Consider the following 25826-nt stretch of genomic DNA (forward strand, 5'->3'; position numbering starts at 1 on the left):
TCGCTGGAATGTTTTCGTTCGCCCCAGGTTCTGTGATAATCTGTCTTATGTTAAATTATTGGGGTGTATTCGGTGTCGATACGGTTGCCAGCCCAAGGCGGCGATATTCGCCTGGGGTGGTATTGGTCCAGCGCCGAAATGCCCGGTGGAAATTGGCGGCCGAGGCAAAGCCGATATCTTGGGCGATTTCTTCTATGCTCTTCAATCCGCGAGTCAGATCGCGCAGCGCAATGTCACGGCGCAGCCCGTCCTTGATGGCTTGAAAAGAGCTGCCCTCATCCTGTAGCCGCCGGATCAGGGTGCGCGGTGTCAGATGCAGCGCCAGGGCGGCCTGCTTGAGCTGCAGTTCCAACTGCGGCGATTGCAGCAGCAACTCGCGCAGTCGCAGCGCAAAGGCATGGGTGCGGTAGCTGGTAAAGATCCAGTCACGTGGGGCCCGGAGCAAGAACGCCTGCATATCGGCCTCGCTGCGGGTGACGGGCAGATCCCCCAGTTGTTCGCCAAACACAATCTGTGATTGATCTTGGGCAAAGACGATCGGCGCGGGAAACAGGACGGGGTAGTCTTGGGCAAAGGTCGGGCGGGCAAAGGCAAAACCTACCTGCGCCAGCGGTAACTCGCGGCCTGCCAGCCAAGAGGCCACCCCATGCGCAAGCTTGAGTAACAGCATGTGGCCAAAGCGCTGCGGCGGCAGTGGCGCCGCCTGATCGCGTGGCAACAGGTTGATGCACAGCCCGGTGTCTTTGGTCTGCAGCTGCAATTGATAGTCATCCAGCAACAGGTTCCAGAAAGAGCAAAAGCGAAACAGCGCCGCCGAGAGAGAGGAGGCCCCGCGCATAGAGGAACACAGATGTTTCAGGGTGCCACTGCGAATGGCGCGGCTCCACAATCCCATCATTTCATCGCCGGTTTCCACTGCTACCAGCTGATACAGGCGCACGATCTGGTCGTGGGTGACGCGGTCAGCGGGTCTGGCCAAATCCACGCCGGCTAGCCCGCTTTGTTGCAGGAACCGCTGCAGTTGTTGTGGCGGGCATTGCTGGCGCAGCACCTGCAACCAATCTTCTAGAAAGGCGCGTGATACGGTGGGCAGGATTGCCGGGTTTGGATCAACAGGCATGCGTTCGGGTTTGCCCCGCTTTGTCACTTTATGCAAGGTTTACGTCGGTTGCAGAGATTGTCTTGACTATTTTCGATCCTTATTTGGCAGTAAGAGCAAGGCGAACCAGACTTTTAGAGGAGTGCCCACCCATGAGTTTTGATGCACCAGTCAAAGATATGTTGTTCAATATCGCGCATCTCTCCCGCTGGGCAGAGGTCTCGGGGCTCGCCCCCTACGCCAGCGTCGAGTTGGAAGATGCAGCTGCAGTTCTGGAAGAATTTGGCCGCTTTTGCGCCGAAGAAATCGCACCGCTGAATGCGCCGGGGGATCAGGCGGGATCGCATCTGCGTGACGGTCGGGTGCAGTTGCCTGATGGCTTTGCCGAGGCCTATCAGAAATTTGTTGAAATGGGCTGGCAAAGTCTGCCGCATCCCGGTGATTTTGGCGGCCAGGATCTGCCGCGCGCGGTTGGTGCGGCGGCTACCGAGGTGCTGAATGCCGCCAATCTCAGCTTTGCGCTGTGTCCGCTGCTGACGGATGGTGCCATCGAAGCCCTGCTGACGGCGGGTGATAGTGCCACCAAGGCGACCTATCTGGAAAATCTGGTCAGTGGCAAATGGACTGGCACCATGAACCTGACCGAACCTCAGGCCGGCAGTGATCTGGCACTGGTGCGCAGCCGCGCCGAGGTCCAGGACGATGGGACCTACCGCATCAGCGGCACCAAGATCTTTATCACCTACGGCGAACATGAGATGGCCGAAAATATCGTCCATCTGGTGCTTGCCCGTACCCCGGATGCCCCTGTCGGTGTCAAGGGCATCAGCCTGTTTCTGGTGCCCAAGTTTTTGGTCAATGCTGATGGCAGCCTGGGCTCGCGCAACAGCGTCACCTGCCAAAGCGTCGAACATAAGCTGGGGATCAAGGCGAGCCCCACCGCAGTGCTGGAATTTGACGGTGCCACTGGCTTTTTGATCGGCGAAGAAAACGCTGGCCTTACCTATATGTTTGAAATGATGAATTCGGCGAGATACGCGGTTGGTCTGCAGGGCATCGCCGTCGGCGAGCGCGCCTATCAGCAGGCGCTAGCCTATGCGCGCGAGCGGGTGCAAAGCGCCCCGGTGGATGGGTCTACCCGTGAGGCCGTGACCATCATTCACCACCCCGATGTACGGCGTCTGCTGATGCGGATGCGTGCCCTGACAGAAGGTGCGCGCGCCATGGCGACCTATGCGGCCGGGTGTCAGGATCTGGCCCGCCACGCCACCACCCCAGAGGCCCGCGCCGAAGCCAAGGCCCTGTCCGAATTTCTGACGCCGCTGGTCAAAGGCTTCAGTACCGAAAATGGCGTTGAGGTTGCATCCCTTGGAGTGCAGGTGCATGGCGGCATGGGCTTTATCGAGGAAACCGGCGCGGCTCAGCATTACCGCGATGCCCGGATTCTGCCCATCTATGAAGGTACCACCGCCATTCAGGCCAACGATTTGGTCGGCCGCAAGACCCTGCGTGATGGCGGTGCCACTGCGCGGCATATCTCGGCTTTGATTGGTGAAACCGAAGCGACACTGCAGCAGGGTAGCCCGCAGGCGCAGGCGATGGGATCCCGGCTAAGTGCCGCGCGCGGTGCCTTTGACGCTGTGGTGACCCATCTGACAGGCCTTGGCAAAGATCAGATGGCTGCAGCCTTTGGCGCTGGTGTTCCCTATTTGATGCTGGCAGGCAATTTGGTCTCAGGCTGGCAGATGGCGCGCGCCCTCTTGGCTGCCGAAGCCGCGCTGAGCCGAGGCGAGGATCCGGCCTTTATGGAGGCGAAAATCGCCACCGCCCGGTTCTACGGCGCTCATCTGCTCTGTGAAACCGAGGTGCAGCGTGCCCGCTGTCTTGAGGGCGCCGAGAGCCTGGCTGCGGCACTCTTGTAACCCTGCCTGCTGGCGTCGTCTCTATTCCATCTAGACTCTGTGCCCCCATGACGGGGGTGCCCTCCTCCATTTTGCCCCATTGTTGCAAGGACCGTGACATGACACTCGAAATCGACCTTTCCCGCTTTAAAAACCTTGACCTTCAGGCCCATGACGATGGCGTCTGGGTGGTGACACTCAACCGACCCAGCAAACGTAATGCACTGGATATCGACACCATTGAAGAGCTGGTGGATTTCTTCTCCACAGCACCGCGCGCGGGGGTCAAGGCGGTGGTTCTGGCAGGATCCGGCGATCACTTTTGCGCCGGGCTGGACCTGATCGAACATCACGATGCCGACCGCAGCCCGGCCGATTTCATGCATGTCTGCCTGCGTTGGCATGAGGCATTCAACAAGATGGAATATGGTGGGGTTCCGGTGATTGCCGCCCTGCAGGGCGCGGTTGTCGGCGGTGGGCTGGAATTGGCCAGCGCCGCCCATATCCGGGTGATGGACGACACCACCTATTTTGCCCTGCCCGAGGGCCAGCGCGGGCTGTTCACTGGCGGCGGCGCTACCATTCGGGTCACCGATCTGGTTGGCAAATCTCGGATGATCGACATGATGCTGACGGGCCGGGTCTATCATGGGCAAGAAGCCTGCGACCTGGGGCTGGCGCAGTATATTGTCGAAGGGTCCAGCTTTGACAAAGCGCTGGAACTGGCGCGTCGCACCGCCGAAAACCTGCCTCTGTCCAACTTTGCCATCTGTTCCGCCGTGAGCCACATGCAGAATATGTCTGCCATGGATGCAGCCTATGCGGAATCCGTGGTGGCCGGTGTGGTCAACACCCAGCCCGACGCCCGCGCGCGTCTGGCGGCCTTTGCCGACAAATCCGCCGCGCGCGTGCGCCGCGACAGCTAACGCCTGCCGCCCTGGCCAAATCATTGGGCAGGGCGATACCGTGACATGGCTGGTCAAGATCGTCGCAAAGCGATAGACAAACAGCATGGCAGCCCCTGTCTGTCATAGTCGGATCTACGTCGCTTTGTTGCCCTGCCTTGGGCGAAAGGAAAGAATTGACCGCATGAAACATGTTCCCAAAGAAACCACCGATGATGCGCTTATTCAGGAATTCCTGAACAAAGGCGGCAAGGTCAGTGTTGGCAAGACCAAGCCGATGCCAGACGAGCTGGGACTGAGCAACAATGTCTGGAACAACAAGATGACCAAGGAAGAAAAGGCGGCACGCAACGCGCCCAAGACCAAGGCTTAGGGCATTTTCTTTTGACGCTGGGCCAGGGAACGACAGTATCGAGGCCCTGCGGCGGCGGTTATAGTCGCAGGTCTGACTCTTCGGGGGGTAGGATGTATTTCAGATCGTAAAGCACCGTGTCCGGGCCGCCAAAGGCGCGGATTTGTGCTGCTGACATCGCGCGAAATACGCTATGTGCCACCGCAAGGATGATGCCGTCATAGGCGCCCGCCTCAGGCTGGTCTTGCAGGGTCAGGCCAAGGGTCGCCTGTGCCTGTGCCGGATTGGCATGGGGGTCATGCACATCCACCTGCAGACCGTAGTCTTCTAGTCCGCGCACCACATCGATCACACGGGTATTGCGCAGATCGGGGCAGTCTTCCTTGAAGGTAAGCCCCATTACCAGCACCCGGCGCATTGGTTTGCCGCGCTGCACCAAGGCCTTGATCATCTGCTGCGCCACATAGGTGCCCATGCCATCATTGAGCCGCCGCCCGGCGAGCAGGATATCGGGATGATAACCCAGGCTTTCTGCCTTGTGGGTCAGGTAATAGGGGTCAACGCCAATACAATGGCCGCCCACTAGGCCGGGCCGGAAGGGTAGGAAATTCCATTTGCTTCCTGCCGCTTGCAGCACTGCTTCGGTGTCGATGCCCATGCGGTTGAAGATCATCGCCAGCTCGTTGACCAGGGCGATGTTGATGTCACGCTGGCTGTTTTCGATCACCTTCGCGGCCTCGGCCACACGGATGCTGGGGGCCAGATGGGTGCCGGCGGTCACCACCTCGTTATACAACGCATCCACCTGCGCCGCGATGGCCGGGGTCGAACCGGATGTCACCTTGGTAATATCAGCCAGGCGGCGGGTCTTGTCGCCGGGATTGATCCGCTCTGGCGAATAGCCAACATGAAAATCCTGGTTAAAGCGCAGGCCGGATTCGGCCTCCAACACCGGTACGCAGTCTTCCTCGGTGGCACCGGGGTAGACGGTGCTTTCATAGATTACCAGATCGCCAGGTTTCAGCACGGCGCCCACGGTTTTTGACGCGGCCAGCAGGGGGGTCAGGTCGGGGCGGTGGTTGGCATCCACCGGGGTGGGAACCGTCACGATATAAATCCGCGCGTCTGAAATTGCGCTGGGATCGTTGCTTACGCGCAGATGGCTGGCTTCGGCCAGCTCTGCAGTGGTGGTTTCGCGCGTCTGGTCCCTGCCGGCCTGCAAATCTGCGATACGCTGCGCGTCAGTATCAAACCCCAGGGTGGGGCGATGGCGGCCAAAGGCCACCGCGAGGGGCAGGCCGACATAGCCCAGGCCGATGATGCAAATCTGGTCCTGCAAGGTCTGCTCCTGCTTTGTTCCGGCGCTTTGATACAGGGTGCCTATGCCGCCTGTCCCCGCCCCCTATAGCCCGCCTGATACAGCGGGGCCAGCCCCTGGCAGGATCCGATCTCCCTGCCCGATCATTCCAGCCACTGCAGGTCAAATTCTTCACGAAAGGCAAAGCGGGTCAGGTGATCTGCAATTACCTGTTTCCATTGCTCAAGGTCCCCACGCGGCCCGGTGCTGGCGTTGACCTGCAGGTGATCTGCCGTCGCCGTCAGCAGCGCCTTTTGGCCACTTGCAAAGACAATGCTGCCTTTGGTTTCATTAAACTCGACCTCGCCCTTATGGGCCCAGTGTTTGCACAGCTGCTGCAGATAGCGGCTGGCGGCCTCGGTCTTGGCCGCACCTCTGGCGGTCTGGTCTGGCAGCAGCGCCAGGGCTGATTTAGCGTCGCGCCGGATCGCATTGGCAAAGAGCAACACATCGATGTGGGTCGCGACAAAGGTAGCCCCCGCCGCAAGACTGGCCTTTTGCATCGCCGAATCCAGGGTCAAGATCCCGGCCGCCTTGCCTGCGGCAACGATCTTTTTCAGGGCTTCCAGAACAGCGGTTTCGACCTCTGGGGCGCCGGCATTGCCAATGAACCCCAAATCAGCGGCCAGATCGGAGGGGCCAATAAAGACACCGTCCACCCCGTCGACGGCCAGAATGTCATCCAGCGCTGCCAGACCGGCGCGGTTTTCCACCTGCACCAATAGGCAGATCTCATCGTCAGCGGTTTGCAGATAGTCGGGGATCGCAGAAAACTGCGAGGCCCGCGCCAGGGCAGAGCCAACACCGCGCACCCCTTCGGGTGGGTAGGTGACGGCGCGCACCAGCTCGCGCGCCTGGGCACCGCTTTCAACCATCGGGATCAGCAGGGATTGGGCGCCGGCATCCAGCAACTGCTTGATCATCCAGGTTTCCCCGATCGGAGGGCGGACAATTGCGTGGCTGTCAGATGCGGCCAACACCTGCAACTGCGCCGTGATTGAGCGCAGGTCATTGGGCGCATGCTCGGCGTCGATCAATAGCCAGTCATAGCCGGCGCCGGCGCTGATCTCGGCGCAATAGGGATCGGCAAGCCCCAGCCAGCAGCCCAACTGCGGGCTTCCGGCTTTCAGGGCTGCCTTGAAGGCGTTGTGTGGCGCAGGCATGGGCAATGTCCTTGTGGCAAAAGAAATGTCAGCGTTATCGCTAGGGGAGTGTCAGGCGAAGCAAATGTCAACCGCACCAAATGGGCCAAAGTCAGCGTGAATATCGGCACCTGTGGGGCATTCTACCGGACGGATGAAGCTCCCCGATAGCACCACCTGCCCTGGCTCGATGCTCTGGCCATACTGAGCCATGCGCCTGGCCAGCCAGACCACGCTTTCAACCGGATCGTTCAGCACGCCGGCACCCAACCCGGTCTCTTCGACTGCGCCATTGCGCGAGGTGATGGCCCCGACCCAGCGCAGATCATGGGCGTTGACCGGGTGACGTTCCTTGCCCAGAACGATGCCCGCATTGGCGGCATTGTCGCTGATCGTGTCATACACTGATCGGGTTTGCCCGGTTTCCGGGTCCGCGCGCAGGATCCGAGTGTCGAGGATTTCGATCGAGGGCGTCACATAGTCGGTGGCGGCAATGACCTCTTCGCGGCTGACCTTGGCGCCGCCAATGGCTGATTTCATCACAAAGGCGATTTCGGCCTCAATGCGGGGCTGGATAAACCGCCCCGCTGGCACCGTGGCGCCGGTTTCAAACAGCATATCGTCAAACAGGATGCCGCTGTCGGGAATGTCGATGTTGAGCGCATATTGCATCGCCTTGGAGGTCAGCCCGATCTTCCAGCCGATCACCCGGCGGCCTGCTGCCAGTTTGGCGCGATATATGGCGTTTTGCACCGCATAGGCGTCATCCATGCCCATGTCCGGGTGGCGTTTGGTCAGCAAGCCGATCTGTTGGCCACTGGCCTCGGCCTGTAGCAGATCTGCTGCCGCCGCAGCGTGGTCCTGTGGGGTCATGATACCACCTCGTCCTCAACGCCATTGCGCAGGGTGCCGATGCCTTCGACTTCAACCTCGACCACATCGCCGGGTTTCAGATAGCGCGGCGGATCAAAGCGGGCGCCAGCCCCGGTCGGGGTGCCGGTGATGATGATATCGCCAGGCTGTAGCGTCATGAAGGTGGAGATATATTCGATCTCGCGGCGGATCGGGAACATCATCCGCGACAGCACATCGTCCTGGCGGACCTCGCCATTGACGCGGGTGATGATGCGGGCCTCATCCAGCTGTCTGGCCTCGGTGAATGGCACCAGCCAGGGGCCGAGCGCGCCGGAGTTGTCCCAGTTCTTGCCTTGGGTGACGTTGAACTTGGCATGGCGCACCCAGTCGCGAATGGTGCCCTCATTGCAGAGCGTCAGGGCGGCGATATGGTCATAGGCGTCGTCCTGGCTAATCCGGCGACCACCCTTGCCGATGACGATGGCAACTTCGCCCTCATAGTCCAGGGTGTGGTTTTCCGGTGGGCGGACCAGATTGCGCCCATGGCCGGTGAATCCACTGGCAAAGCGGGGGAAAAGCGACATGTATTTCGGCTGCGCGCTGCCATCTTTGTATTCGGCGTTGCGATCCGGGAAGTTGACCCCAACGCAGAGGATGCGCGGCGCATTGGGCAGTACCATCTCAAAAACATAGTCCCTGTGGGTCACGGGTCTGCCGGCGGCGGATTTTTCCAGTTCCGCCAGGCCCTGATTGGCAATCACATCATAAAGCGTTGCCCATTGTGGGCAGGCGTCATTCAACGCGATCATGCCCGCCTCGGTGACGGCGCCAAAGAATGTCTCTCCCTCGGCGCTATAGGTTGCAAAACGCATCTGGTTTCTCCTCCACAAACAGGCGCCGTGGCGCTGCCCTGCGTATCATTGTTTGATGAGATGCCCGGTCAGACCGGGAAGATCACATTGGTCTGGCCAGTGCCGGAGGATGGAAAATACTCCGTCACCACTTCGCATTTGCCGGTGTATGTGTCCCAGCCAAGCGCCCCATAGAGCATCGCCGTGTCATGCATCGAACCTTCACCACAGCAGAATTGGGCATATTCGCGCAGCATTTTCAAGAACGTGGCATGGTCGCCCTGTTTCCACATCTCCAGCACATGCAGATCCATCTGACGGTTGAATTCGGAGGAGATGGTAAAGGTGCCATTGTTGGCGGCATAGTCCTTGTTGGCCCAGATCTTGTGGCTGAGACTGCCAGAGGCCACCAGCAGAACCTTTTCATCCGAGGCCTCAACAGCTTCGCGGATCGCTTCGCCGACAATGCGGCTCTCGTCGTGGTCATGCACTGTGGCCCAGGCGGCCACCGAGACCACCTTCATGTCATGTTCGCGGCTCATGAAGCGCATCGGCACCAGGGTGCCATATTCCAGCTCCAGACTGTCGAGTTGATGGCAGAGCGTATAGGCACCCCTGTCGGTGGCGGCTTTGGCGATGGCCTCGCCCAGGGCCGGGTTGCCATCGTAGCCATAGGGCAGATCCTGAATGAACTGCGGGAATTCGTTCGAGGTGAACAGGCCTGCAAAGCGTTTGTTGGCATTGATGTGAAAGCCTGCGTTGATCACCCAATGGGTGTCGCAGATCACCACGGTGGTGGCGCCAAGCGCCTTGGCGCGGCGGGCGATTTCGGCGTGACCGTCAATGGCGGCCTGACGTGTCCCTTTGACCGGCCCGTCCTGCTCAGACATCAGCATGGTTGGGACATGGGTCATCTTGGCGGCGAGTACGATCTCTCCCATGGGGTCTCTCCTTGTGTCGTGGGGTGGAGGGGCCAGCCCCTCAATTTCAAATTGGCATTTGAAATTTCACCCCGGGATATTTTTGGCCAAATGAATTTGGGGTCATGCGCCGAGGCGGGTGATCTTGTGTTGGCCGGTGGCGAAGCCGATGTGTTTTTGCTCCATGTAGAAGTCAAAGCTCCAGTCGCCGCCGTCGCGGCCGATGCCGCTGGCCTTGACCCCGCCAAAGGGGGTGGGCAGGTGACGGACGTTTTCCGAATTTACCCAGATCATGCCGGCCTCAAGCTGATCGGTGAAGCGCAGGGCGCGGGTCAGATCATTGGTCCAGAGATAGCCGGTGAGGCCGTACTGGGTGTCATTGGCGAGGTTCAGCGCCTCTTCTTCAGTGCTGAAGGGGATTGAGGTGAGGACCGGGCCAAAGATTTCTTCCTGGGCGATGCGCATTTGATTGTTGGCATTGGTGAAGAGCGTGGGACGGATGAAATAGCCGACATCGCCCAGTTTGGTGCCGCCTGCGGCGATGGTGGCGCCATCCTGTGTTGCGATGTCGAAGTATGAGGTGACCTTGTTGTAGTGTTCTTCGCTGATCAGGGGCCCAATTTCGCTGGTGGGGTTTAGCGGGTGGCCTACCTTTATGTTGTTGACGCGATCAATCAGCTTGGCCTCAAAGTCGGCGCGGATTGTGTCCTGCACCAGCAGGCGGGAGGAAGAAGTACAGCGTTCGCCGTTGATCGAGTAGATCATGAAGATCACGGCATCCAGCGCCCGGTCGAGATCGGCATCGTCAAAGACGATGACGGGATTCTTGCCGCCGAGTTCCAGGTGCAACCGCTTGAGCGTATCGGCCCCCTGTTTGCTGATGGCGGCCCCGGTGCGGCTCTCACCGACGAAGGCGATGGCCTTGATCGCCGGGTGTTCGGTCAGGCGTTTCCCGGCATCGTGGCCATAGCCATTGACCGTGTTGAGAACGCCGGGCGGCAGGCCAGCCTCTTCGGCGATTTCGACAAGCAGGCGGGCGGAGAGGGGGCTGTCTTCCGCGGGTTTGTGAACCACGGTGCAGCCCGCTGCCAAGGCAGGGGCAATTTTCCAGGTCGATAGCATAAAGGGGGTGTTCCACGGGGTGATGACCCCAACCGGGCCAATGGGCTTGCGCGTGGTGATATTCATCAATGTGGGAGACTGCAGGTGATGGCCATCGCGTGCCTGCACCACTTGATCGGCAAAATAGCGAAAATTCTCGGCCCCGCGCAGCGCCGCCTTGGACATGAAGCGCAGGGTCTGGCCGGTGTCCCAGCATTCGCACAGGGCGATTTCTTCGGCGCGGGCTTCGATCCCGTCGGCAATGCGTAGCAGGATCTGTTTGCGTTCCACCGCCGGCATATCCCGCCAAGCAGCAAAGGCATTGGCGGCGGCATTGGCGGCGGCGTCTATATCCGTGGCATCACCACGCGCGACGTTGCAGATCACGCTTTTGTCCACCGGAGAGCGGCTCTGGAACACTCCGGCAGTGCCTGCGCAATCCTGGCCCGCGATGCGGTTCTGGATGCCAGTTTCTTTGAACCGGACCAGAAACCCGTTCAGTTTCTCGATGTTTTGGGTCAACACAGTCATGCGTTATCCTCCTGTGGGGATGGGGCCAGATGGGCCCGAATAGAGCCGGTTTTGGGGGAGTATTCAGGGTCGATGTCACGCATTTCCAGCGAAAGCGCGATGGAGTGATCTGCCATTGCCGCTGCAAGATAGCTGCGGGCGGTGGTGAAGATACGTTGGGTGGCCGCTTGCTTTTCTGTCGGGCTGCGGCCGGCGCGCAGGCGAATGGAAATATCAATGAATCCATGTTTTGGATCACCATCGGCAATGGCATAGTGATCGACCCGCACCGCTCTGACCCGCACGCCTGGCATGGGGAAGGTATCAATCTTCACCGCTGTTGCGCGGATCTGGGCGCAGAGGCCGGCAATGTCCACGATCTGTTCGAGATTGGGCGAATATTCGATCTGAAAGTGAGGCATGGGCGGTGTTTCCTCGAGGCGGTAGGGGAAGGATGAGTCGGCTATTGGGCGCCCTTATTGCTTAACATGACAAATAAACTTTGCGCAATGAATTTGCGCAGTCAGCCCGATGAGCTATATTGCGATTAATCCTGGCGGGTGGGAAATTGTCGTTGACAATACAGCAATATGTTCCGGAATTTCGGGACGAATGACTGGAAAAACTTCCCGACCTTAGGTGATTTTCAGCCTGTTTCCAGCACTGCTAAAGCGCTGTATTCGGGTCTTTTCTGCCACGTCGCCTTGCCTGGCAGCGCATCCTTTCTTTGGGGGTCGGCCCGCAATGCCATCGGTTCCAGGGGCGGTTTCTGCGGCTTCTGGCCGGGCCTTTCCTCTGGGTAAATGGCAGGTGTCGTCATTTGGAAAAGCGCCGCTGCCAGAATAATGATTGACGCCTATCATTTTTTGATTGACGTCTGTCATTTTCAAGTCTTTGCTAGAGGCAGGAGAGCACGGCGTTGTGACACGCCGGGTGGGAGGAAACATGGCAAGCCCAACCTTAAGCGACGTGGCGCAGGCCGCCGGCGTGAGCTATGCGACAGCTGATCGTGTAGTCAACAAGCGCGGTAACGTGGCGGAAAAGTCGATCCGCAAGGTGCGCGACGCAATGGCGGCCCTGGGATATGTGCGCAATGTCGCCGCCGCCAATCTGTCGCGCGGTCGTGTTTATCGGCTCGCATTTTTGATCCCATTGGGCCCGAATGCCTTCTTCAACCGGATCCGCGACCACCTGAAGATCACCGCCGAGCGGCTACAGACTGAACAGATCCGTGTAGAGATCATCGAGGTCGCGGCCTTCGGGGTGGAAGACATGCAGGCGGGGCTCACGGCGCTGTTGGAGCAAGACTTTGATGGTGTGGCGATTGTCGGCCTGAAAAGTACGGCGCTGGAACAGCCGCTGGCAGCGCTGCGGCAAAAGGGGGTGGCCATTGTCGGGTTGGTGTCGGATCTGCCGATTGACTATCGCTCGGCCTATATTGGCATTGATAACCGGGTTGCGGGCCGGACGGCGGCGCGGCTGATTGGCATGGCGCATGGCGGCGGCAAGGGCCTGGTGCAGACCTTTGCTGGCGCCCTTGCGGCGCATGACCATGCCGAACGGTTGGCAGGGTTTCAAGAGGTGATCACCGCCGATTTCCCCAAGATTGCGCTGCTGAACCCGTTGATGACCAAGGATGCTGCGGCCGTCGTGCAAAGCCAGGCCAGTGCAGCCTTGGCGCAGCACCCGGATCTGACGGCAGTTTATAACGTGGGCGCGGGCAACAGTGGGCTGATTGCCGCCCTTACCTTGGCCCCGCGCAAGCCCTTTTGCGTGGTGCATGAACTGGTCCCGCATACGCGCAAGGCGGTGGAAGCGGGCCATATTGATATCGTGATTGACCAGCGCCCCGATGTGGAAATCAACCGCGCCTTCAGCGTGCTGCGCGCCTTGATTGACGAACAGGGCGTGCCGCGCATGCCGGAATTGGTCCCAACCATCTACCTGCGGGATAATCTGCCCGGCGCCCCCTTCCCCGAGACGATGAAAGACAAAACCAAATGACGGATTTCTTTAAAGATATTGCCCCACTGGCCTATGATCCCAATAGCACTGGTCTGGATTTTCGCCACTACAACCCGGATGAGGTGATCCTGGGCAAACGGATGGAAGATCACCTGCGTTTTGCGGTGGCCTATTGGCATTCTTTTGCCTGGCCCGGTGGTGACCCCTTTGGCGGCCAGACCTTTGATCGGCCCTGGTTTGGCGACACCATGGATCTGGCCCGGCTCAAGGCGGATGTCGCCTTTGACATGTTTGATCTGCTGAATGTGCCCTATTTCTGCTGGCATGACGCAGACATCCGCCCCGAAGGCGACAGCTTTGCCGAGAGCCTGCGCAATTTTGAGGAGATCATTGACTATTTTGGTACCAAGATGGCGGGCAGCAAGACCCAGCTTCTGTGGGGCACAGCGAATATGTTCAGCCACCGCCGGTTTATGGCGGGCGCGGCCACCAACCCCGACCCGGAAATCTTTGCCTGGTCGGCGGCGACGGTAAAGGCCTGCATGGATGCCACCCACAATCTAGGCGGTCAGAACTATGTGCTGTGGGGCGGGCGCGAAGGCTATGAAACGTTGCTCAACACCGATCTGAAACGCGAACGCCAGCAGGCCGGGCGGTTTTTGCAGATGGCGGTGGAATACAAACATAAGATCGGTTTCAAGGGTGCCATTCTGGTGGAACCGAAACCGCAGGAACCGTCAAAGCACCAGTATGATTTTGACGTCGCCACTGTCTATGGCTTCCTCAAGGAATTTGGCCTTGAAGGCGAGGTGCAGATGAATATCGAGCAGGGTCATGCAATCCTGGCGGGCCATTCGTTTGAACACGAACTGGCGCTGGCGGCGAGCCTTGGCATTTTTGGCTCTATCGACATGAACCGCAATGACTACCAGTCTGGCTGGGATACCGACCAGTTCCCCAACAATGTGCCCGAGGTGGCGCTGGCCTATTACGAGGTGCTGAAAGCCGGGGGGTTCACCACTGGCGGCACCAATTTCGATGCAAAACTGCGCCGCCAATCGCTGGATCCTGTCGATCTGATTGCCGCGCACGCCGGGGCGATGGATGTCTGTGCGCGGGGCTTCAAGGCGGCGGCGGCCATGCTGGAGGACGGAACCCTGGAAGCGATGCGCGCCGAGCGCTACGCCGGTTGGGACAGTGCTGATGCGCAGGCGATGCTGGAAAGCGATCTGGGCAGTATTGCGCAACGGGTACTGGACGATGGCATCAACCCGCAGCCGCAATCCGGGCGTCAAGAGATCCTGGAAAACGTCGTCAATCGCTTTGTGTAGGCGAACAAAAGGGAGGGAAGAGCCATGAAAACTATCAAGGGTCCGGCGCTGTTCTTGGCGCAATTCGCGGGCGATGACGCGCCATTCAATTCCTGGGATAGCATTACCAAATGGGCCGCTGACTGTGGCTACAAGGGGGTGCAGGTGCCCAGCTGGGATGGCCGCCTGATTGATCTGGACAAGGCCGCCAGTAGCAAGGACTATTGCGATGAATTCAAGGGCAAGGCCCGCGAAAACGGCGTGGAAGTCACCGAACTGTCAACCCATCTGCAAGGCCAGCTGGTTGCGGTTCACCCCGCCTATGACACCGCGTTCGATGGCTTTGCCGCACCCGAAGTGCGGGGCAATCCTGCGGCGCGCCAGGAATGGGCGGTGGATCAGGTGAAAAAGGCGCTGTCGGCCTCGCAGCACATGGGGATTGGGGCGCATGCCACCTTTTCCGGCGCGCTGGCCTGGCCCTATATCTACCCCTGGCCGCAGCGCCCGGCGGGCCTGGTTGAAACCGCCTTTGACGAACTGGCAAAACGCTGGCTGCCAATCCTGAACCATGCCGAAGACTGCGGCGTTGATGTCTGTTATGAAATCCACCCGGGCGAAGACCTGCATGATGGCATTTCATATGAGATGTTCCTGGAACGCACCGGTAACCACGCCCGCGCCAATATGCTCTATGATCCCAGTCACTATGTGCTGCAATGCCTGGATTATCTGGACAATATCGACATCTACAAAGACCGGATCAAAATGTTCCACGTCAAGGATGCCGAATTCAACCCAACCGGACGGCAGGGGGTCTATTCCGGCTATCAAAGCTGGACCGATCGTGCCGGGCGGTTCCGCTCGCTTGGGGATGGGCAGGTCGATTTTGGCGCGGTGTTTTCCAAGATGGCCGCCAATGATTTCGACGGCTGGGCCGTGGTCGAATGGGAATGCTGCCTGAAACACCCCGAAGACGGCGCCCGCGAAGGGGCGCAGTTCGTGTCGGACCACATAATCCGCGTGACTGACAAGGCCTTTGATGACTTTGCCGATGGCGGCACCGATGAGGCCGCAAACCGCAAAATGTTGGGGATCGACTGATGGCACCTATTCGTCTTGGAATGGTCGGCGGCGGCAATGACGCTTTTATTGGTGGTGTGCACCGGATTGCTTCACGGATTGACGACCGCTTTGATCTGGTTGCGGGCGCGCTGTCCTCGACACCGGAAAAATCCGCCGCCAGCGCCGAAGCGCTTGGAATTCCACGCTCTTACGGCAGCTTTGCCGAGATGGCCGAGGCCGAAGCCGCCCGTGAAGACGGGGTCGAGGCCGTGGCCATTGTCACGCCCAACCACGTTCATGCAGCAGCAGCCAAGGCCTTTCTGGCCAAGGGCATCCATGTGATCTGCGACAAGCCGCTGACCGCCACCATGGAAGAAGCCGCCGATCTGGAAGCGGCGGTGGCGCAGGCGCAATCGCTGTTTGTGTTGACCCATAACTATACCGGCTATCCGATGATCCGGCAGGCCCGCGCCATGGTGGCAGCGGGCGATCTGGGCGATATCCGTATCGTGCAGGCCGAATATCCGCAGGACTGGCTGACCTCTGCGGTGGAAAACGAAGGTTTGAAACAGGCCGAATGGCGTACCGATCCGGCCCGTTCAGGCGCTGGCGGATCGGTCGGCGATATCGGCACCCACGCCCACAATCTGGCCTGTTTTGTCAGCGGCTTGAAGGTCGAAAGCCTGGCCGCCGATCTGCAATGCTGGGGCGCGGGGCGCGCATTGGATGACAATGCCCATATGATGCTGCGCTTTCAGGGTGGCGCACGGGGAATGCTGTGGTCCAGCCAGGTGGCGCCGGGCAACGAGAACGCGCTGAAGCTGCGCATCTATGGCGACAAGGGCGGGTTGGAATGGGCGCAAGAGGATCCCAATTACCTTTGGTACACCCGCCATGGCGGCGCCAAGCAGCTGCTGACCCGCAATGGCGCCGGCGCCAATGCAGCCGCGCAGGCCGTCAGCCGCATCCCCGGTGGCCACCCCGAAGGCTATCTGGAAGGCTTTGCTACCATTTACAGCGAAGCGGCTGATGCCATTCGCGCCTATCAGGGTGGTGCTGCGCGCGCGGATGCCATGGGCCAACTGCCCGGTATGGCTGACGGTATGGCGGGGATGAAATTCATTCAGGCCTGCGTCACCTCGTCGGCCCGAGATGCGGCTTGGGTCACCCTATGACTGCGGGCCCCGTCATCGCGCTGAAAGGCGTCAGCAAGAGCTTTGGCCCGATTGAGGTGCTGCATGGCGTGGATCTGGCCCTGCGGCCGGGCACCGTGCATGCGCTGATCGGCGAAAACGGGGCAGGCAAATCCACCACGATGAAAATTCTGGCGGGCTATCAGCCTGCCAGTTCTGGTGAGGTTCTGCTGGACGGGCAGCCCGCCCAGTTTACCAGCCTGCATGACGGCGAACTGGCGGGCATCGTGATGATCCATCAGGAATTCAATCTGGCAGAGCAACTGACCGTCGAGCAGAATATCTTTCTGGGTCGTGAACTGACGCGCGGCCTGCTGTTGGACAAGGCTGAAATGCGCCGCAAGACGCGTGCCTATCTGGATCGGGTGGAGTGTGATATCTCGCCCGATGCACTGGTTTCTTCTCTGTCGAACTCTGACAAGCAGATGGTGGAAATCGCCAAGGCGCTGTCGCGCGATGCCCGCGTGTTGATCATGGATGAACCCACTGCGGTGCTGACTACGCGCGAAACCGAGGTGTTGTTCAAGCAGGTCGACGCCCTGCGCAGTGCTGGGACCGCGATCCTGTTCACCTCGCATAAACTGGACGAAGTTGCGTATATTGCTGATGAAATCACCGTGATGCGCGATGGCGCAGTGGTGCAATTCGGCCCGGCTAGTGACAGCAGCGAAGACGCGATGGCCACTGCCATGGTGGGGCGTGATGTGTCCGACCTCTATCCTGAAAAACCGGGTGTGGCACCGGATGCGCCGGTGGTGTTGAGGGTCGATGGTCTGGAGGTGCCGGGCTTTGCCAAGAATGTATCCTTCAGCCTGCAGCAGGGGGAAATTCTTGGCCTCGGCGGGCTGATTGGATCTGGTCGGACCGAACTGATGGAGGGCCTGGCAGGACTGCGCCCAGCCCGGGCAGAGAGCCTGCATCTGTTTGGGCAGCCTGTTGTGTTCAAGACGCCCGGAGCGGCGCAACGGGCGGGGCTGTGCTACCTGACCGAAGACCGCAAACTGCGCGGGCTGCTGCTGGAACGTGGTATGCGCGAAAATCTGACCCTTCAGACCCTGCATAAATTTGGTGGTTTTCTGATTAACCGCACCGCCGAAGAGGCCGCCCTGACCCGCGCAATCGAAGAATTCGATATCCGGGCCGGCAGGCGCGATGTGCGCGTTGGCAATATGTCCGGCGGCAATCAGCAAAAGCTGCTGCTGGCCAAGGTGATGCTGTCAGAGCCGCGCCTGCTGATTGTGGATGAACCAACCCGCGGCATTGATATCGGCACCAAGCAGCAGATCTATGCCTTCCTGCGGGGACTGGCGGATGCGGGACATTCGATCATCGTCATCACCTCTGAAATGCCCGAACTGATTGGCCTGGCAGACCGCATCATGGTGATGCGTCAGGGCGCGGTCAGCGGCATTCTGCAGCCGGGTGAAATATCTGAAGACGCAATTGTGCGCCTGTCCATGGGGCTGCGCGCTGAGACAACACCCACTTTCGAAGTGGCATAAGGGTTTGAATACCATGACTGATGCAACGCTCCCTCCGCCGCAAAGCCGCGCCTGGCCGTCGATGTCGGTTCTGGGGCCGATCCTTGCGCTGATTGTTCTGGTTATCATCGGGGCAATGCTGAATGCCAATTTCCTGAGCGCCGCCAATATCACCAATGTGCTGGCCCGATCAGCCTTTATTGGCATCATTGCGGTGGGCATGACCTTTGTCATCACCGCCGGGGGGCTGGATCTGTCGGTGGGGTCGATGGCAGCTTTTATTGCCGGGCTGATGATCCTTGTGATGAATGCGGCCCTGCCAAGCCTGGGCGTCGGGGTGCCAATCATCCTGCTGGGCATGGCAACCGCGCTTGTTGCCGGCCTGCTTGCCGGATTGCTCAATGGCTATCTGATCACAAGCCTTGGCATTGATGCCTTTATCGTCACGCTGGGCGCCATGGGGGTTTACCGGTCGCTGGTGACCTGGCTGGCCGATGGCGGCACGCTCTCGCTGGATTTTGCTCTGCGCAGTTTTTACCGACCGGTTTATTTTGATGGCATCCTTGGTATCAGCTGGCCGATCATTGTCTTTGCGCTGGTTGTGCTTCTGGGGGAAATCCTGATGTCGCGTGCAGCCTTTGGCCGCCACTGCGCCGCCACCGGATCCAATGAAAACGTCGCCCATTATTCCAATGTCAACGTCAAGCGCACCCGGCTGATCGCCTATGCAGGCCTTGGCGTCCTGGTTGGCGTCGCCACCATCATGTATGTGCCGCGGCTTGGCTCTGCCTCCTCTTCCACCGGGGTGTTGTGGGAATTGGAAGCCATCGCCGCCGTCATTATCGGCGGCACGGTCCTGAAAGGTGGTTTCGGCCGGGTCTGGGGCACCGTGATCGGCGTGCTGATCCTGAGCCTGATTGGCAATATTCTGAACCTGACGGATTTTGTGTCGCCCTATCTCAATGGTGCGATCCAGGGCGTCATCATCATTCTCGCTGTGATCCTGCAGCGCGAAGGCAAGACGGCAAACTAGAGCCGCTTCAAGCACGCTTCATGGGAGGAGCAAAGATGAAATATACCAAATCATTCGCTGCACTGGCATTGGCTACGGTCGTCGGAACCGCCGCCGGCGCAGATGAAACAGAGGTCAAGGTGATCGGTGTGTCCATTCCTGCGGCAACGCATGGCTGGGCCGGTGGCATGAATTTTCACGCGCAGCAGACTGTCGAACGCCTGGAAGAGGTCTATCCCGAACTTGATTTTGTCCTGGCCACCGCATCGGACCCCGGTAAGCAGGTCAATGATATCGAAGACATGGTTGCCACCCGCAACATCGATGCGCTGGTGGTGCTGCCTTTTGAATCCGATCCACTGACCCCGCCGGTACAGGCCGTTGCAGACAGCGGCGCCTGGGTCACCGTTGTGGACCGTGGTCTTTCGGTGCCCGGCATTGAAGACCTTTATGTTGCAGGCGACAATTCCGGCTTTGGCAAGGTGTCGGGCGAATACATGGCCTCCAAGATGCCGGATGGCGGCGATATCGTGGTGTTCCGCGGCATCCCAACCACCATCGACAATGAACGCGTCGATGGGTTCAAGGCGGCGATTGATGGTTCTGGCATCAACATCCTGGCGGCCGAACACGGCAACTGGAACCGCGACGACAGCTTTACCGTGATGGAAGACTTCCTGTCGAAGTATCCAAAAATCGACGCGGTTTGGGCCTCGGATGATGACATGGCTATTGGTGTTCTTGCCGCGATCGAGGCCGCCGGGCGTGATGATGTCCAATTCGTTCTGGGCGGCGCTGGCATGAAGGAAATGATCAAGCGCACCGCAGATGGCGACAAGATGATGCCTGCCAACGTGACCTATCCACCCTCGATGATTGCCACCGCAATCGAACTCACGGCTGTTGGATTGACGTCCAATGCACCTGTGTCGGGGTCTTTTGTCATTGGCTCGGTCCTGGTGACGCAGGAAAACGCAATGGATTTCTACTATCCTGACAGCCCGTTCTAAGGGTGCTTCCCTGGCCATCTGCTGCGGGTGGATGGCCAGCCAATTTCTACTGGATGGGCCATCGCAATGTATCTTGGACTGGATTTGGGCACTTCGGGTGTCAAAGCGCTGTTGATCGACGAAGATCAGATCGTCCTGGCCGAAGGCCATAGCGCGCTGGAGGTCGACCGCCCTGCCCCGCTATGGAGTGAGCAGGATCCGATGGCCTGGATTGCCGCCTGCGAAGCGGCGATTGATCAGCTGCGCGCCAGCGCCCCAACCGCCTTTGCAGCGCTACGTGGCATTGCCGTGTCTGGTCAGATGCATGGCGCGACCCTGCTGGATAAGGATGATCAGCCCCTGCGCCCCGCCATCTTGTGGAACGATGGCCGCGCCAGCATCGAATGTGGCGAACTGGACGCGCGCGCCGATTTTCGCGGTATTGGCGGCAATCTCGTTATGGCCGGTTTTACCGCGCCGAAACTACGCTGGGTGGCAAAAAATGAGCCTGACATATTTGAAAAAACACGGAAGATTTTGCTGCCAAAGGATTTTGTCACGCTTTGGCTGACGGGAGAGCACGTCTCGGACATGTCCGATGCGGCGGGGACGCTTTGGTTGGATGTGGCCCGGCGCGACTGGTCGGATGTGCTGCTCGCGGCCACCGGGCTGAGCCGGGATCATATGCCTCGGCTGGTCGAAGGCAGCGCGTCGGCAGGCAGGCTACGCCCCTCGCTGGCCACTGAATGGGGCGTTGGATCTGTCACCGTGGCGGGTGGCGGCGGCGATAATGCGGCGACGGCCTGCGGGCTGGGGCTTGTGCAGCCAGGCGATGGGTTCTTGTCTTTGGGCACGTCCGGCGTGCTGTTTTCGGTCACTGATCATTTTGCGGCCAATACCGATGGCGCAGTGCATAGTTTCTGTCATGCGGTGCCGCAGACCTGGCATCAGATGGGGGTCATCCTTTCGGCCACCGATGCGCTGTCCTGGCTGGGCGATATCGTCGGCAAAACACCTGCGGCACTGACCGCGCTGGTGGAGCCGGACCGGGCGCCCTCTGCGGTGACTTTTCTGCCCTATCTGTCTGGTGAAAGAACGCCGCATAATGCGCCCGATGCCAGCGGTGCGTTCCTTGGGTTGCGTCGCGACCAGCGGCTGGCGGATCTGGTGCAGGCCGTGATGGAGGGCGTCGGCTATGCCTTTGGCGATTGCTGCGCGGCGCTGGATCACTGCGGATCCCTGCCCGAAACGGTCTGGGTCGCAGGTGGCGGCAGCCAGTCAGAAACCTGGCTGCAAATGATCGCCGATATTACCGGGTTGACCCTTCAGCTGCCCGCCAGCGGTGCCCAGGGCGCGGCACTTGGCGCGGCGCGGCTGGCGATCCTGGCCAGCACGCCCGAGCAACCGGCCAGTTCAGTACTGACGCCACCACAGGTTCAGGCCTGCTATCGGCCCAAACCGGATCGCGCCGAAGCCTATGCGCAGCGCTATCTCGCCTATAAGGATGGTTGGAATAGCGGCTGCGCATAGGGTCAGCCTACCCGGTCGGCACTGGCCGCTGATCTATTGGCCACCAATCAGATATTCTCAATCGTGGTCACGGTTTCGCGGAAATAGTCCAACAGCCCCTCGGCCTCATGCGAGATAATATAGGTCAAGGATCTGACCTCGCGCTGACGCTGACCATAGAAGAATTGCTGCTGAAACCGGGTCAGATGCCAGCCGGCGCCAAGGGCCGAGGTCTGGACCTCCAGCGCCTGTGTTCCCTGGGGAAAAATCTCTTCCGCCAGCCGCGCAAATAGCCCCATCAGGGATGGTTTGGTTTCAGCCTGTTGCCAGCTGACGTCGGTATCGGCATCGCGGTAATGGTCGATGCGAAAATCAATGTCATCGGCCATGTCGTCAAAAAGCGTCATATCGCCGACGCAGAATTTTGCAATCACCTGATCAATTACGGCGGCACCGGGGTTTGCGGCTGTTTCATTTGTTGCTGTCGCAGTCATCTCTGAAGTCCTTTTCAAGGGTTGGCCCCGCCGATATGCCAGTCGCAGTGTATAAAGTTAATTGCTATGAAGACTATACAAGGTATAGTCATTGACTATGATAGAACTTACCACACTACGCTACTTTTCTGGTGCCTTTGAAACCGGAACCTTTAGTCAGGCGGCCCGCGCCAATGAGGTGAGCCAGCCGACGGTTTCGGCGGCGATTCAGAAGCTGGAACAACGTCTGGGGGGGGCGTTGTTCTTGCGTGCCAAATCAGGTTTGCAGCCAACGCCGCTGGCAATCCGGCTGTATCATGACACGGTGGAAAGCGTGGCCCATCTGTCGAGCCTGGATCAGCGGCTGCAGACCCAGCCCCAGCAACGGGTGCGCATTCACTGTGCCCCCGATGTGCTGCTGCAGAGCTTTGCGCCCGGATTGAATGCGCTGCGCTGGAAATCCCCCGATCTGACTTTTGCCTTCACCGATGATCTGCTTGGCAGTGACTTGGCCTTTTTGTCCGAGGCCTGCGTCCCAGCCGGCCATGGTTTTATTCTGCTGACGGAAGAGCCCTTTTGCGTCGCGCTTGGGCGATTTCACCCGCTGGCCCGTGCGGCGGGTCTACGTCTGGAGGATATTGTCGATCAGGCGCTGATCCATCGGCCCTATTGTCCAGATGCCGATCGCCTTGATCCAGCAGCGGCGAAGAACGGGGCCAGCCCGGGGCCTGCGGCGCAGGCGATGAATGATGCGCAACTGCTGGATCTGGTGGCGGCGGGCCTTGGCATCGCCCTGGTGCCGCGCTCACATGGTGAGGGGCGAGAGGACATCATTCTGCGCCCATTTATTCACCCGGAAAAAACCAGCCGCCGCCTTGGCATTTCGTACCGAAAGTCGGTTTTTGCCAGCACTCTGGCCAAGCAACTGGCGGATACGAAACCCCTGCCCTGATCTGCCCGGATGCGCCATTTAGGTCGCGCAACGGACCCGCTGTTGCTGAGCGTCGAACAGGAAGGCGGCAGAATCGTCAAAATCAAGCTCGATCTCGGCCCCGACGCGCGTATCGTCCTGGCCAAAAATGCGCACGGTAAGAGCCTCTTGCCCTTCGGTGGCGACCAGCAGGTTGGTGTCGCCGCCCAGACGTTCAACATGGGTCACGGCCCCCTTGATCCGCCCGCCTTTGGTCGGGCGCAGATGTTCGGGGCGTAGGCCCAGGGCCCCATCTTTCGGGATATTCAACGGCGCTTTTTTCAGGAAATTCATCGCTGGCGAGCCGAGGAAGCCGGCAACAAACTGATTGGCGGGGTTGTTATACAGCTCCATCGGCGATCCGACCTGTTCGACCCGCCCATCCCGCAAAACCACGATTTTGTCGGCAAGGGTCATGGCCTCGGTTTGATCATGGGTCACATAGATCATCGAGGCGCTGAGGGTCCGGTGCAGTTCTGCGATCTCGATGCGCGTATTCATCCGCAATGCGGCATCAAGGTTCGACAGAGGTTCATCAAACAGGAACAGCTTTGGTTCGCGCACAATGGCCCGGCCGATGGCCACCCTTTGGCGCTGGCCGCCGGACAGGTCCGCAGGCTGGCGGTCCACATAAGCGCCCAGATCCAGCATTTCGATCGCTTTGCCAACCCTTTCATCGATCACGGATTTGGGCTGCTTTTCCTGTTTCAGCCCCAGCGCCATGTTGTCGCGTACGCTCAGATGCGGATAGAGTGCGTAGGACTGGAAGACCATGGCAATGCCGCGCTTGGCGGGGGGGACGGTATTGACCACTGTGCCACCAATATCGACAGTGCCTGAACTGGCGTCCTCAAGCCCCGCAATCACCCGCAACAGGGTGGATTTACCACAGCCCGAAGGGCCGACGAAGACCACGAATTCGCCATCTTCGACGGTCAGGTTGATGTTTTTCAAAACTTCTACCGAGCCAAACGACTTGCAAAGATTGGTAAGGGTCAGCGCGGTCATTGGGTCTCTCCTAGGTCTACGGGGCGTCCGGTGCGGATGCTTTGGTCGGCGGCCAGGCAAATTTTCAGCGATTGCACGGCGTCGCTCTGGTGGCGTGTCAGGTCGATGTCCTGGGTGATCGCCTTGATCATGAAGGCCTGCTCGGCGTTGCACAGCTGCTGATGGCCCGGCTCATCCGGCATTTCAATCAGGGTATCGCCAGAGGGGCGATGCACCAGAATGCCGCCAACTCGGGTGTGGCCATCCACATCATCAGAGGCGCCTTTGTTGTCCTCGGTGATGGAAACCGCGCCTCTGGGGGAGATCACGTCTTTTACAAAAAACGCAGTTTCCGACATCATTGGCCCCCAGCCCGCCTCGTACCAGCCGACTGAGCCATCTTTGAACCAGACCTGCAATTGCCCATAGTTATACATATCCGTGGCAATTTCATCCGACAGGCGCAGGCCCATACCGCTGACCCGCACAGGCGCGGCATCGGTGATCTGGCACATCACATCCACATAGTGCACGCCACAATCGACCAGCGGGCTGGTGGTCTGCATCAGGGATTTATGCGTATCCCAGGTGGGGCCATCTGATTGCTGGTTCAGGTTCATGCGAAACACATAAGGCCCGCCCAGATCGCGTGCCTCGGCGACGAGACGCTGCCAGCTGGGATGGTGGCGCAGGATATAGCCGACGACAAGCTTGCGGTTCAGCCGCCGGGCTGTTGCAACCACCCGCTCTGCATCTGCCACAGTAGTCGCCAGCGGTTTTTCGATAAACACATGCGCGCCTGCCTCCATCGCGGCGATGGCATAATCGGCGTGGCTGTCGGAATAGGTGGCGACGCAGACCAGATCGGGCTTTTGCGCCAATCCTTCCTCAAAGCTTTCGAAGCGGGGGTAATCTGCCAGTTCGGGTGGCAAATCCACATCCGAACGGTTCACCAGCCCGACGATCTCGGCCTCGGGGTGGGCGTGATAGGCCAGCGCATGGCTCCGCCCCATATTGCCAAGCCCCGCAACAACAACCCTCATTTCACTGCTCCTGATGTGATGCCCCGGATTAGCTGCCGCGAGAAAACAACGTAAAGCGCCATGACCGGCAGAATGGCCAGTGACAGGGCAGACAGAACCGCGTTCCAGTCGGTGACAAACTGGCCAATAAAGACCTGACTGCCGAGCGTCAGGGTTTTGACCTCTTCGGATGGGGCCAGGATCAGCGGGAACCATAGATCGTTCCAGATCGGGATCATGTTGAATACGGCAACCGTTGCCATGGCCGGGCGCACCAGCGGCAGAACCAGGCGAAAGAAGATCCGGTATTCGGACAATCCGTCGATGCGGCCGGCGTTCTTCAAATCGTCACTCACCTGGCGCATGAATTCCGATAGGATGAACACCGCCAAGGGCAGCCCCTGTGCGGTATAGACCAGGATAAGCGCCCACAGGGTGTTGACCAGCCCCGTCTGTACCATCATTTCCAGAATGGCGACGGTGCCAATGCGAATGGGGATCATGATGCCGAGGGCCAGATACAGCCCCATCAGCGTGTTGCCCTTGAAGCGGTATTCCGCCAGGGCAAAGGCCGCCATGGCACCAAACAGCAGAATAAAGAACAAGGAACCCACCGTCACGATCATCGAATTCTGAAAGTAGAGAACGAAATCCCCCTGCTTGAGCACGGTTTCATAGCCGATCAGCGAAAAACTATCTGCATGGGGCAGTGCCAGTGGTTCACGAAAGATCGCCTTGCGTGTTTTGAAGCTGTTGATAACGATCACAAAGACCGGGAATAGCGCGATCACGGTATAAAGGATCAAGGCCCCATGCGCGGCAAAGGTATTCAGGCGGTTTTGACGGGCAACGTTCATCGC

At 59.5% G+C, this 25826-nt stretch carries 25 protein-coding genes; 12 read left to right on the forward strand and 13 right to left on the reverse strand.

Annotated elements, in window-relative coordinates; translation table 11 throughout:
* Positions 1 to 55: 55 nt before the first annotated feature.
* Entirely contained in the window at positions 56 to 1120 is a 1065-nt protein-coding gene (locus ACN0VH_RS17020) for an AraC family transcriptional regulator (RefSeq protein ID WP_417701459.1), read from the reverse strand.
* Between the two features lie 131 nt (positions 1121 to 1251).
* Here ACN0VH_RS17020 and ACN0VH_RS17025 point away from each other — a divergent pair, with 131 nt between their 5' ends.
* The 3 genes from ACN0VH_RS17025 to ACN0VH_RS17035 all read left to right on the forward strand — a co-directional run bounded on the left by ACN0VH_RS17025 (position 1252) and on the right by ACN0VH_RS17035 (position 4278).
* The gene (locus ACN0VH_RS17025; protein WP_417701461.1) at positions 1252 to 3021 is read left to right on the forward strand and encodes an acyl-CoA dehydrogenase family protein; all 1770 of its coding nucleotides are present in this window, start codon (positions 1252 to 1254) and stop codon (positions 3019 to 3021) included.
* A 98-nt stretch (positions 3022 to 3119) separates the two neighbouring features.
* Positions 3120 to 3926: a crotonase/enoyl-CoA hydratase family protein gene (locus ACN0VH_RS17030; protein ID WP_278923756.1), complete on the forward strand. Its 807-nt coding sequence runs from the start codon at positions 3120 to 3122 to the stop codon at positions 3924 to 3926.
* Positions 3927 to 4089: 163 nt separating this feature from the next.
* A complete protein-coding gene (locus ACN0VH_RS17035; protein ID WP_417701463.1) occupies positions 4090 to 4278 on the forward strand; it encodes a hypothetical protein in 189 nt (62 codons plus the stop codon).
* Positions 4279 to 4336: 58 nt separating this feature from the next.
* Here the strand turns inward: ACN0VH_RS17035 and ACN0VH_RS17040 are convergent, their stop codons facing one another.
* From ACN0VH_RS17040 to ACN0VH_RS17075, 8 genes are all read right to left on the reverse strand, one after another.
* Positions 4337 to 5596 carry a nucleotide sugar dehydrogenase gene (locus tag ACN0VH_RS17040; RefSeq protein ID WP_417701464.1) on the reverse strand — a complete coding sequence of 420 codons (1260 nt, stop codon included), beginning with the start codon at positions 5594 to 5596 and terminating at the stop codon, positions 4337 to 4339.
* 122 nt (positions 5597 to 5718) lie between these two features.
* Positions 5719 to 6777, reverse strand: a complete 1059-nt coding sequence (locus ACN0VH_RS17045) for an aldolase/citrate lyase family protein (protein ID WP_417701466.1) — start codon at positions 6775 to 6777, stop codon at positions 5719 to 5721.
* A gap of 51 nt (positions 6778 to 6828) precedes the next feature.
* On the reverse strand, positions 6829 to 7629 hold the full coding sequence (gene hpaH, locus ACN0VH_RS17050) for a 2-oxo-hept-4-ene-1,7-dioate hydratase (RefSeq protein ID WP_278923753.1): 801 nt from the start codon (positions 7627 to 7629) through the stop codon (positions 6829 to 6831).
* Positions 7626 to 8483 (reverse strand): fumarylacetoacetate hydrolase family protein, encoded by an 858-nt coding sequence (locus ACN0VH_RS17055; RefSeq protein ID WP_417701468.1) that lies wholly within the window; start codon positions 8481 to 8483, stop codon positions 7626 to 7628. Before ACN0VH_RS17055 ends, hpaH begins: the two co-directional genes overlap by 4 nt.
* Positions 8484 to 8551: 68 nt before the next feature.
* Positions 8552 to 9403: a 3,4-dihydroxyphenylacetate 2,3-dioxygenase gene (gene hpaD, locus ACN0VH_RS17060; protein WP_417701470.1), complete on the reverse strand. Its 852-nt coding sequence runs from the start codon at positions 9401 to 9403 to the stop codon at positions 8552 to 8554.
* 102 nt (positions 9404 to 9505) lie between these two features.
* Positions 9506 to 11014 carry a 5-carboxymethyl-2-hydroxymuconate semialdehyde dehydrogenase gene (gene hpaE / locus ACN0VH_RS17065; protein WP_417701471.1) on the reverse strand — a complete coding sequence of 503 codons (1509 nt, stop codon included), beginning with the start codon at positions 11012 to 11014 and terminating at the stop codon, positions 9506 to 9508.
* Positions 11011 to 11415 (reverse strand): 5-carboxymethyl-2-hydroxymuconate isomerase, encoded by a 405-nt coding sequence (locus ACN0VH_RS17070; RefSeq protein WP_417701473.1) that lies wholly within the window; start codon positions 11413 to 11415, stop codon positions 11011 to 11013. The genes hpaE and ACN0VH_RS17070 overlap by 4 nt, the downstream gene beginning before the upstream one ends.
* 213 nt (positions 11416 to 11628) lie before the next feature.
* Complete coding sequence (locus ACN0VH_RS17075; RefSeq protein ID WP_278923748.1) at positions 11629 to 11877, reverse strand: hypothetical protein; 249 nt, start codon at positions 11875 to 11877, stop codon at positions 11629 to 11631.
* 61 nt (positions 11878 to 11938) lie between these two features.
* Here ACN0VH_RS17075 and ACN0VH_RS17080 point away from each other — a divergent pair, with 61 nt between their 5' ends.
* The 8 genes from ACN0VH_RS17080 (at position 11939) to xylB (ending at position 21535) form a co-directional block, all read left to right on the forward strand.
* Positions 11939 to 12997 carry a LacI family DNA-binding transcriptional regulator gene (locus ACN0VH_RS17080; RefSeq protein WP_417701475.1) on the forward strand — a complete coding sequence of 353 codons (1059 nt, stop codon included), beginning with the start codon at positions 11939 to 11941 and terminating at the stop codon, positions 12995 to 12997.
* On the forward strand, positions 12994 to 14289 hold the full coding sequence (gene xylA, locus ACN0VH_RS17085; protein WP_278923746.1) for a xylose isomerase: 1296 nt from the start codon (positions 12994 to 12996) through the stop codon (positions 14287 to 14289). Before ACN0VH_RS17080 ends, xylA begins: the two co-directional genes overlap by 4 nt.
* Positions 14290 to 14313: 24 nt before the next feature.
* On the forward strand, positions 14314 to 15369 hold the full coding sequence (locus tag ACN0VH_RS17090; protein WP_278923745.1) for a sugar phosphate isomerase/epimerase family protein: 1056 nt from the start codon (positions 14314 to 14316) through the stop codon (positions 15367 to 15369).
* Complete coding sequence (locus tag ACN0VH_RS17095) at positions 15369 to 16505, forward strand: Gfo/Idh/MocA family protein (protein ID WP_417701478.1); 1137 nt, start codon at positions 15369 to 15371, stop codon at positions 16503 to 16505. Before ACN0VH_RS17090 ends, ACN0VH_RS17095 begins: the two co-directional genes overlap by 1 nt.
* Entirely contained in the window at positions 16502 to 18025 is a 1524-nt protein-coding gene (locus tag ACN0VH_RS17100) for a sugar ABC transporter ATP-binding protein (RefSeq protein ID WP_278923743.1), read from the forward strand. Before ACN0VH_RS17095 ends, ACN0VH_RS17100 begins: the two co-directional genes overlap by 4 nt.
* Positions 18026 to 18038: 13 nt before the next feature.
* Positions 18039 to 19037 (forward strand): ABC transporter permease, encoded by a 999-nt coding sequence (locus ACN0VH_RS17105; RefSeq protein WP_278923742.1) that lies wholly within the window; start codon positions 18039 to 18041, stop codon positions 19035 to 19037.
* Positions 19038 to 19072: 35 nt separating this feature from the next.
* Positions 19073 to 20026 (forward strand): ABC transporter substrate-binding protein, encoded by a 954-nt coding sequence (locus ACN0VH_RS17110; protein WP_417701480.1) that lies wholly within the window; start codon positions 19073 to 19075, stop codon positions 20024 to 20026.
* A 66-nt stretch (positions 20027 to 20092) separates the two neighbouring features.
* Complete coding sequence (gene xylB, locus ACN0VH_RS17115) at positions 20093 to 21535, forward strand: xylulokinase (RefSeq protein ID WP_417701482.1); 1443 nt, start codon at positions 20093 to 20095, stop codon at positions 21533 to 21535.
* 47 nt (positions 21536 to 21582) lie between these two features.
* On the opposite strand, the gene ACN0VH_RS17120 is transcribed toward xylB, so the two are convergent.
* The gene (locus ACN0VH_RS17120; protein ID WP_417701484.1) at positions 21583 to 22008 is read right to left on the reverse strand and encodes a hypothetical protein; all 426 of its coding nucleotides are present in this window, start codon (positions 22006 to 22008) and stop codon (positions 21583 to 21585) included.
* 97 nt (positions 22009 to 22105) lie between these two features.
* Here ACN0VH_RS17120 and ACN0VH_RS17125 point away from each other — a divergent pair, with 97 nt between their 5' ends.
* Complete coding sequence (locus tag ACN0VH_RS17125) at positions 22106 to 22939, forward strand: LysR family transcriptional regulator (protein ID WP_417701486.1); 834 nt, start codon at positions 22106 to 22108, stop codon at positions 22937 to 22939.
* Between the two features lie 18 nt (positions 22940 to 22957).
* On the opposite strand, the gene ACN0VH_RS17130 is transcribed toward ACN0VH_RS17125, so the two are convergent.
* From ACN0VH_RS17130 to ACN0VH_RS17140, 3 genes are read right to left on the reverse strand one after another with little or no spacing between them, the layout of a single operon-like run.
* Positions 22958 to 23965 carry an ABC transporter ATP-binding protein gene (locus ACN0VH_RS17130; protein ID WP_278923738.1) on the reverse strand — a complete coding sequence of 336 codons (1008 nt, stop codon included), beginning with the start codon at positions 23963 to 23965 and terminating at the stop codon, positions 22958 to 22960.
* Complete coding sequence (locus tag ACN0VH_RS17135) at positions 23962 to 24987, reverse strand: Gfo/Idh/MocA family protein (RefSeq protein WP_417701488.1); 1026 nt, start codon at positions 24985 to 24987, stop codon at positions 23962 to 23964. Before ACN0VH_RS17135 ends, ACN0VH_RS17130 begins: the two co-directional genes overlap by 4 nt.
* Positions 24984 to 25823: a carbohydrate ABC transporter permease gene (locus tag ACN0VH_RS17140; RefSeq protein ID WP_278923736.1), complete on the reverse strand. Its 840-nt coding sequence runs from the start codon at positions 25821 to 25823 to the stop codon at positions 24984 to 24986. Before ACN0VH_RS17140 ends, ACN0VH_RS17135 begins: the two co-directional genes overlap by 4 nt.
* Positions 25824 to 25826: the final 3 nt, after the last annotated feature.

The sequence above is a fragment of the Pseudophaeobacter sp. genome (assembly GCF_048267565.1).
GTDB lineage: Bacteria > Pseudomonadota > Alphaproteobacteria > Rhodobacterales > Rhodobacteraceae > Pseudophaeobacter > Pseudophaeobacter profundi.

Coding starts and splice junctions, on each gene's coding strand:
- ACN0VH_RS17020 (WP_417701459.1), bottom strand. CDS start 1,120: ATGCCTGTTGATCCAAACCCGGCAATCCTGCCCACCGTATCACGCGCC.
- ACN0VH_RS17025 (WP_417701461.1), top strand. CDS start 1,252: ATGAGTTTTGATGCACCAGTCAAAGATATGTTGTTCAATATCGCGCAT.
- ACN0VH_RS17030 (WP_278923756.1), top strand. CDS start 3,120: ATGACACTCGAAATCGACCTTTCCCGCTTTAAAAACCTTGACCTTCAG.
- ACN0VH_RS17035 (WP_417701463.1), top strand. CDS start 4,090: ATGAAACATGTTCCCAAAGAAACCACCGATGATGCGCTTATTCAGGAA.
- ACN0VH_RS17045 (WP_417701466.1), bottom strand. CDS start 6,777: ATGCCTGCGCCACACAACGCCTTCAAGGCAGCCCTGAAAGCCGGAAGC.
- hpaH (WP_278923753.1), bottom strand. CDS start 7,629: ATGACCCCACAGGACCACGCTGCGGCGGCAGCAGATCTGCTACAGGCC.
- ACN0VH_RS17055 (WP_417701468.1), bottom strand. CDS start 8,483: ATGCGTTTTGCAACCTATAGCGCCGAGGGAGAGACATTCTTTGGCGCC.
- hpaD (WP_417701470.1), bottom strand. CDS start 9,403: ATGGGAGAGATCGTACTCGCCGCCAAGATGACCCATGTCCCAACCATG.
- hpaE (WP_417701471.1), bottom strand. CDS start 11,014: ATGACTGTGTTGACCCAAAACATCGAGAAACTGAACGGGTTTCTGGTC.
- ACN0VH_RS17070 (WP_417701473.1), bottom strand. CDS start 11,415: ATGCCTCACTTTCAGATCGAATATTCGCCCAATCTCGAACAGATCGTG.
- ACN0VH_RS17075 (WP_278923748.1), bottom strand. CDS start 11,877: ATGACAGACGTCAATCAAAAAATGATAGGCGTCAATCATTATTCTGGC.
- ACN0VH_RS17080 (WP_417701475.1), top strand. CDS start 11,939: ATGGCAAGCCCAACCTTAAGCGACGTGGCGCAGGCCGCCGGCGTGAGC.
- xylA (WP_278923746.1), top strand. CDS start 12,994: ATGACGGATTTCTTTAAAGATATTGCCCCACTGGCCTATGATCCCAAT.
- ACN0VH_RS17090 (WP_278923745.1), top strand. CDS start 14,314: ATGAAAACTATCAAGGGTCCGGCGCTGTTCTTGGCGCAATTCGCGGGC.
- ACN0VH_RS17095 (WP_417701478.1), top strand. CDS start 15,369: ATGGCACCTATTCGTCTTGGAATGGTCGGCGGCGGCAATGACGCTTTT.
- ACN0VH_RS17100 (WP_278923743.1), top strand. CDS start 16,502: ATGACTGCGGGCCCCGTCATCGCGCTGAAAGGCGTCAGCAAGAGCTTT.
- ACN0VH_RS17105 (WP_278923742.1), top strand. CDS start 18,039: ATGACTGATGCAACGCTCCCTCCGCCGCAAAGCCGCGCCTGGCCGTCG.
- ACN0VH_RS17110 (WP_417701480.1), top strand. CDS start 19,073: ATGAAATATACCAAATCATTCGCTGCACTGGCATTGGCTACGGTCGTC.
- xylB (WP_417701482.1), top strand. CDS start 20,093: ATGTATCTTGGACTGGATTTGGGCACTTCGGGTGTCAAAGCGCTGTTG.
- ACN0VH_RS17120 (WP_417701484.1), bottom strand. CDS start 22,008: ATGACTGCGACAGCAACAAATGAAACAGCCGCAAACCCCGGTGCCGCC.
- ACN0VH_RS17125 (WP_417701486.1), top strand. CDS start 22,106: ATGATAGAACTTACCACACTACGCTACTTTTCTGGTGCCTTTGAAACC.
- ACN0VH_RS17130 (WP_278923738.1), bottom strand. CDS start 23,965: ATGACCGCGCTGACCCTTACCAATCTTTGCAAGTCGTTTGGCTCGGTA.
- ACN0VH_RS17135 (WP_417701488.1), bottom strand. CDS start 24,987: ATGAGGGTTGTTGTTGCGGGGCTTGGCAATATGGGGCGGAGCCATGCG.
- ACN0VH_RS17140 (WP_278923736.1), bottom strand. CDS start 25,823: ATGAACGTTGCCCGTCAAAACCGCCTGAATACCTTTGCCGCGCATGGG.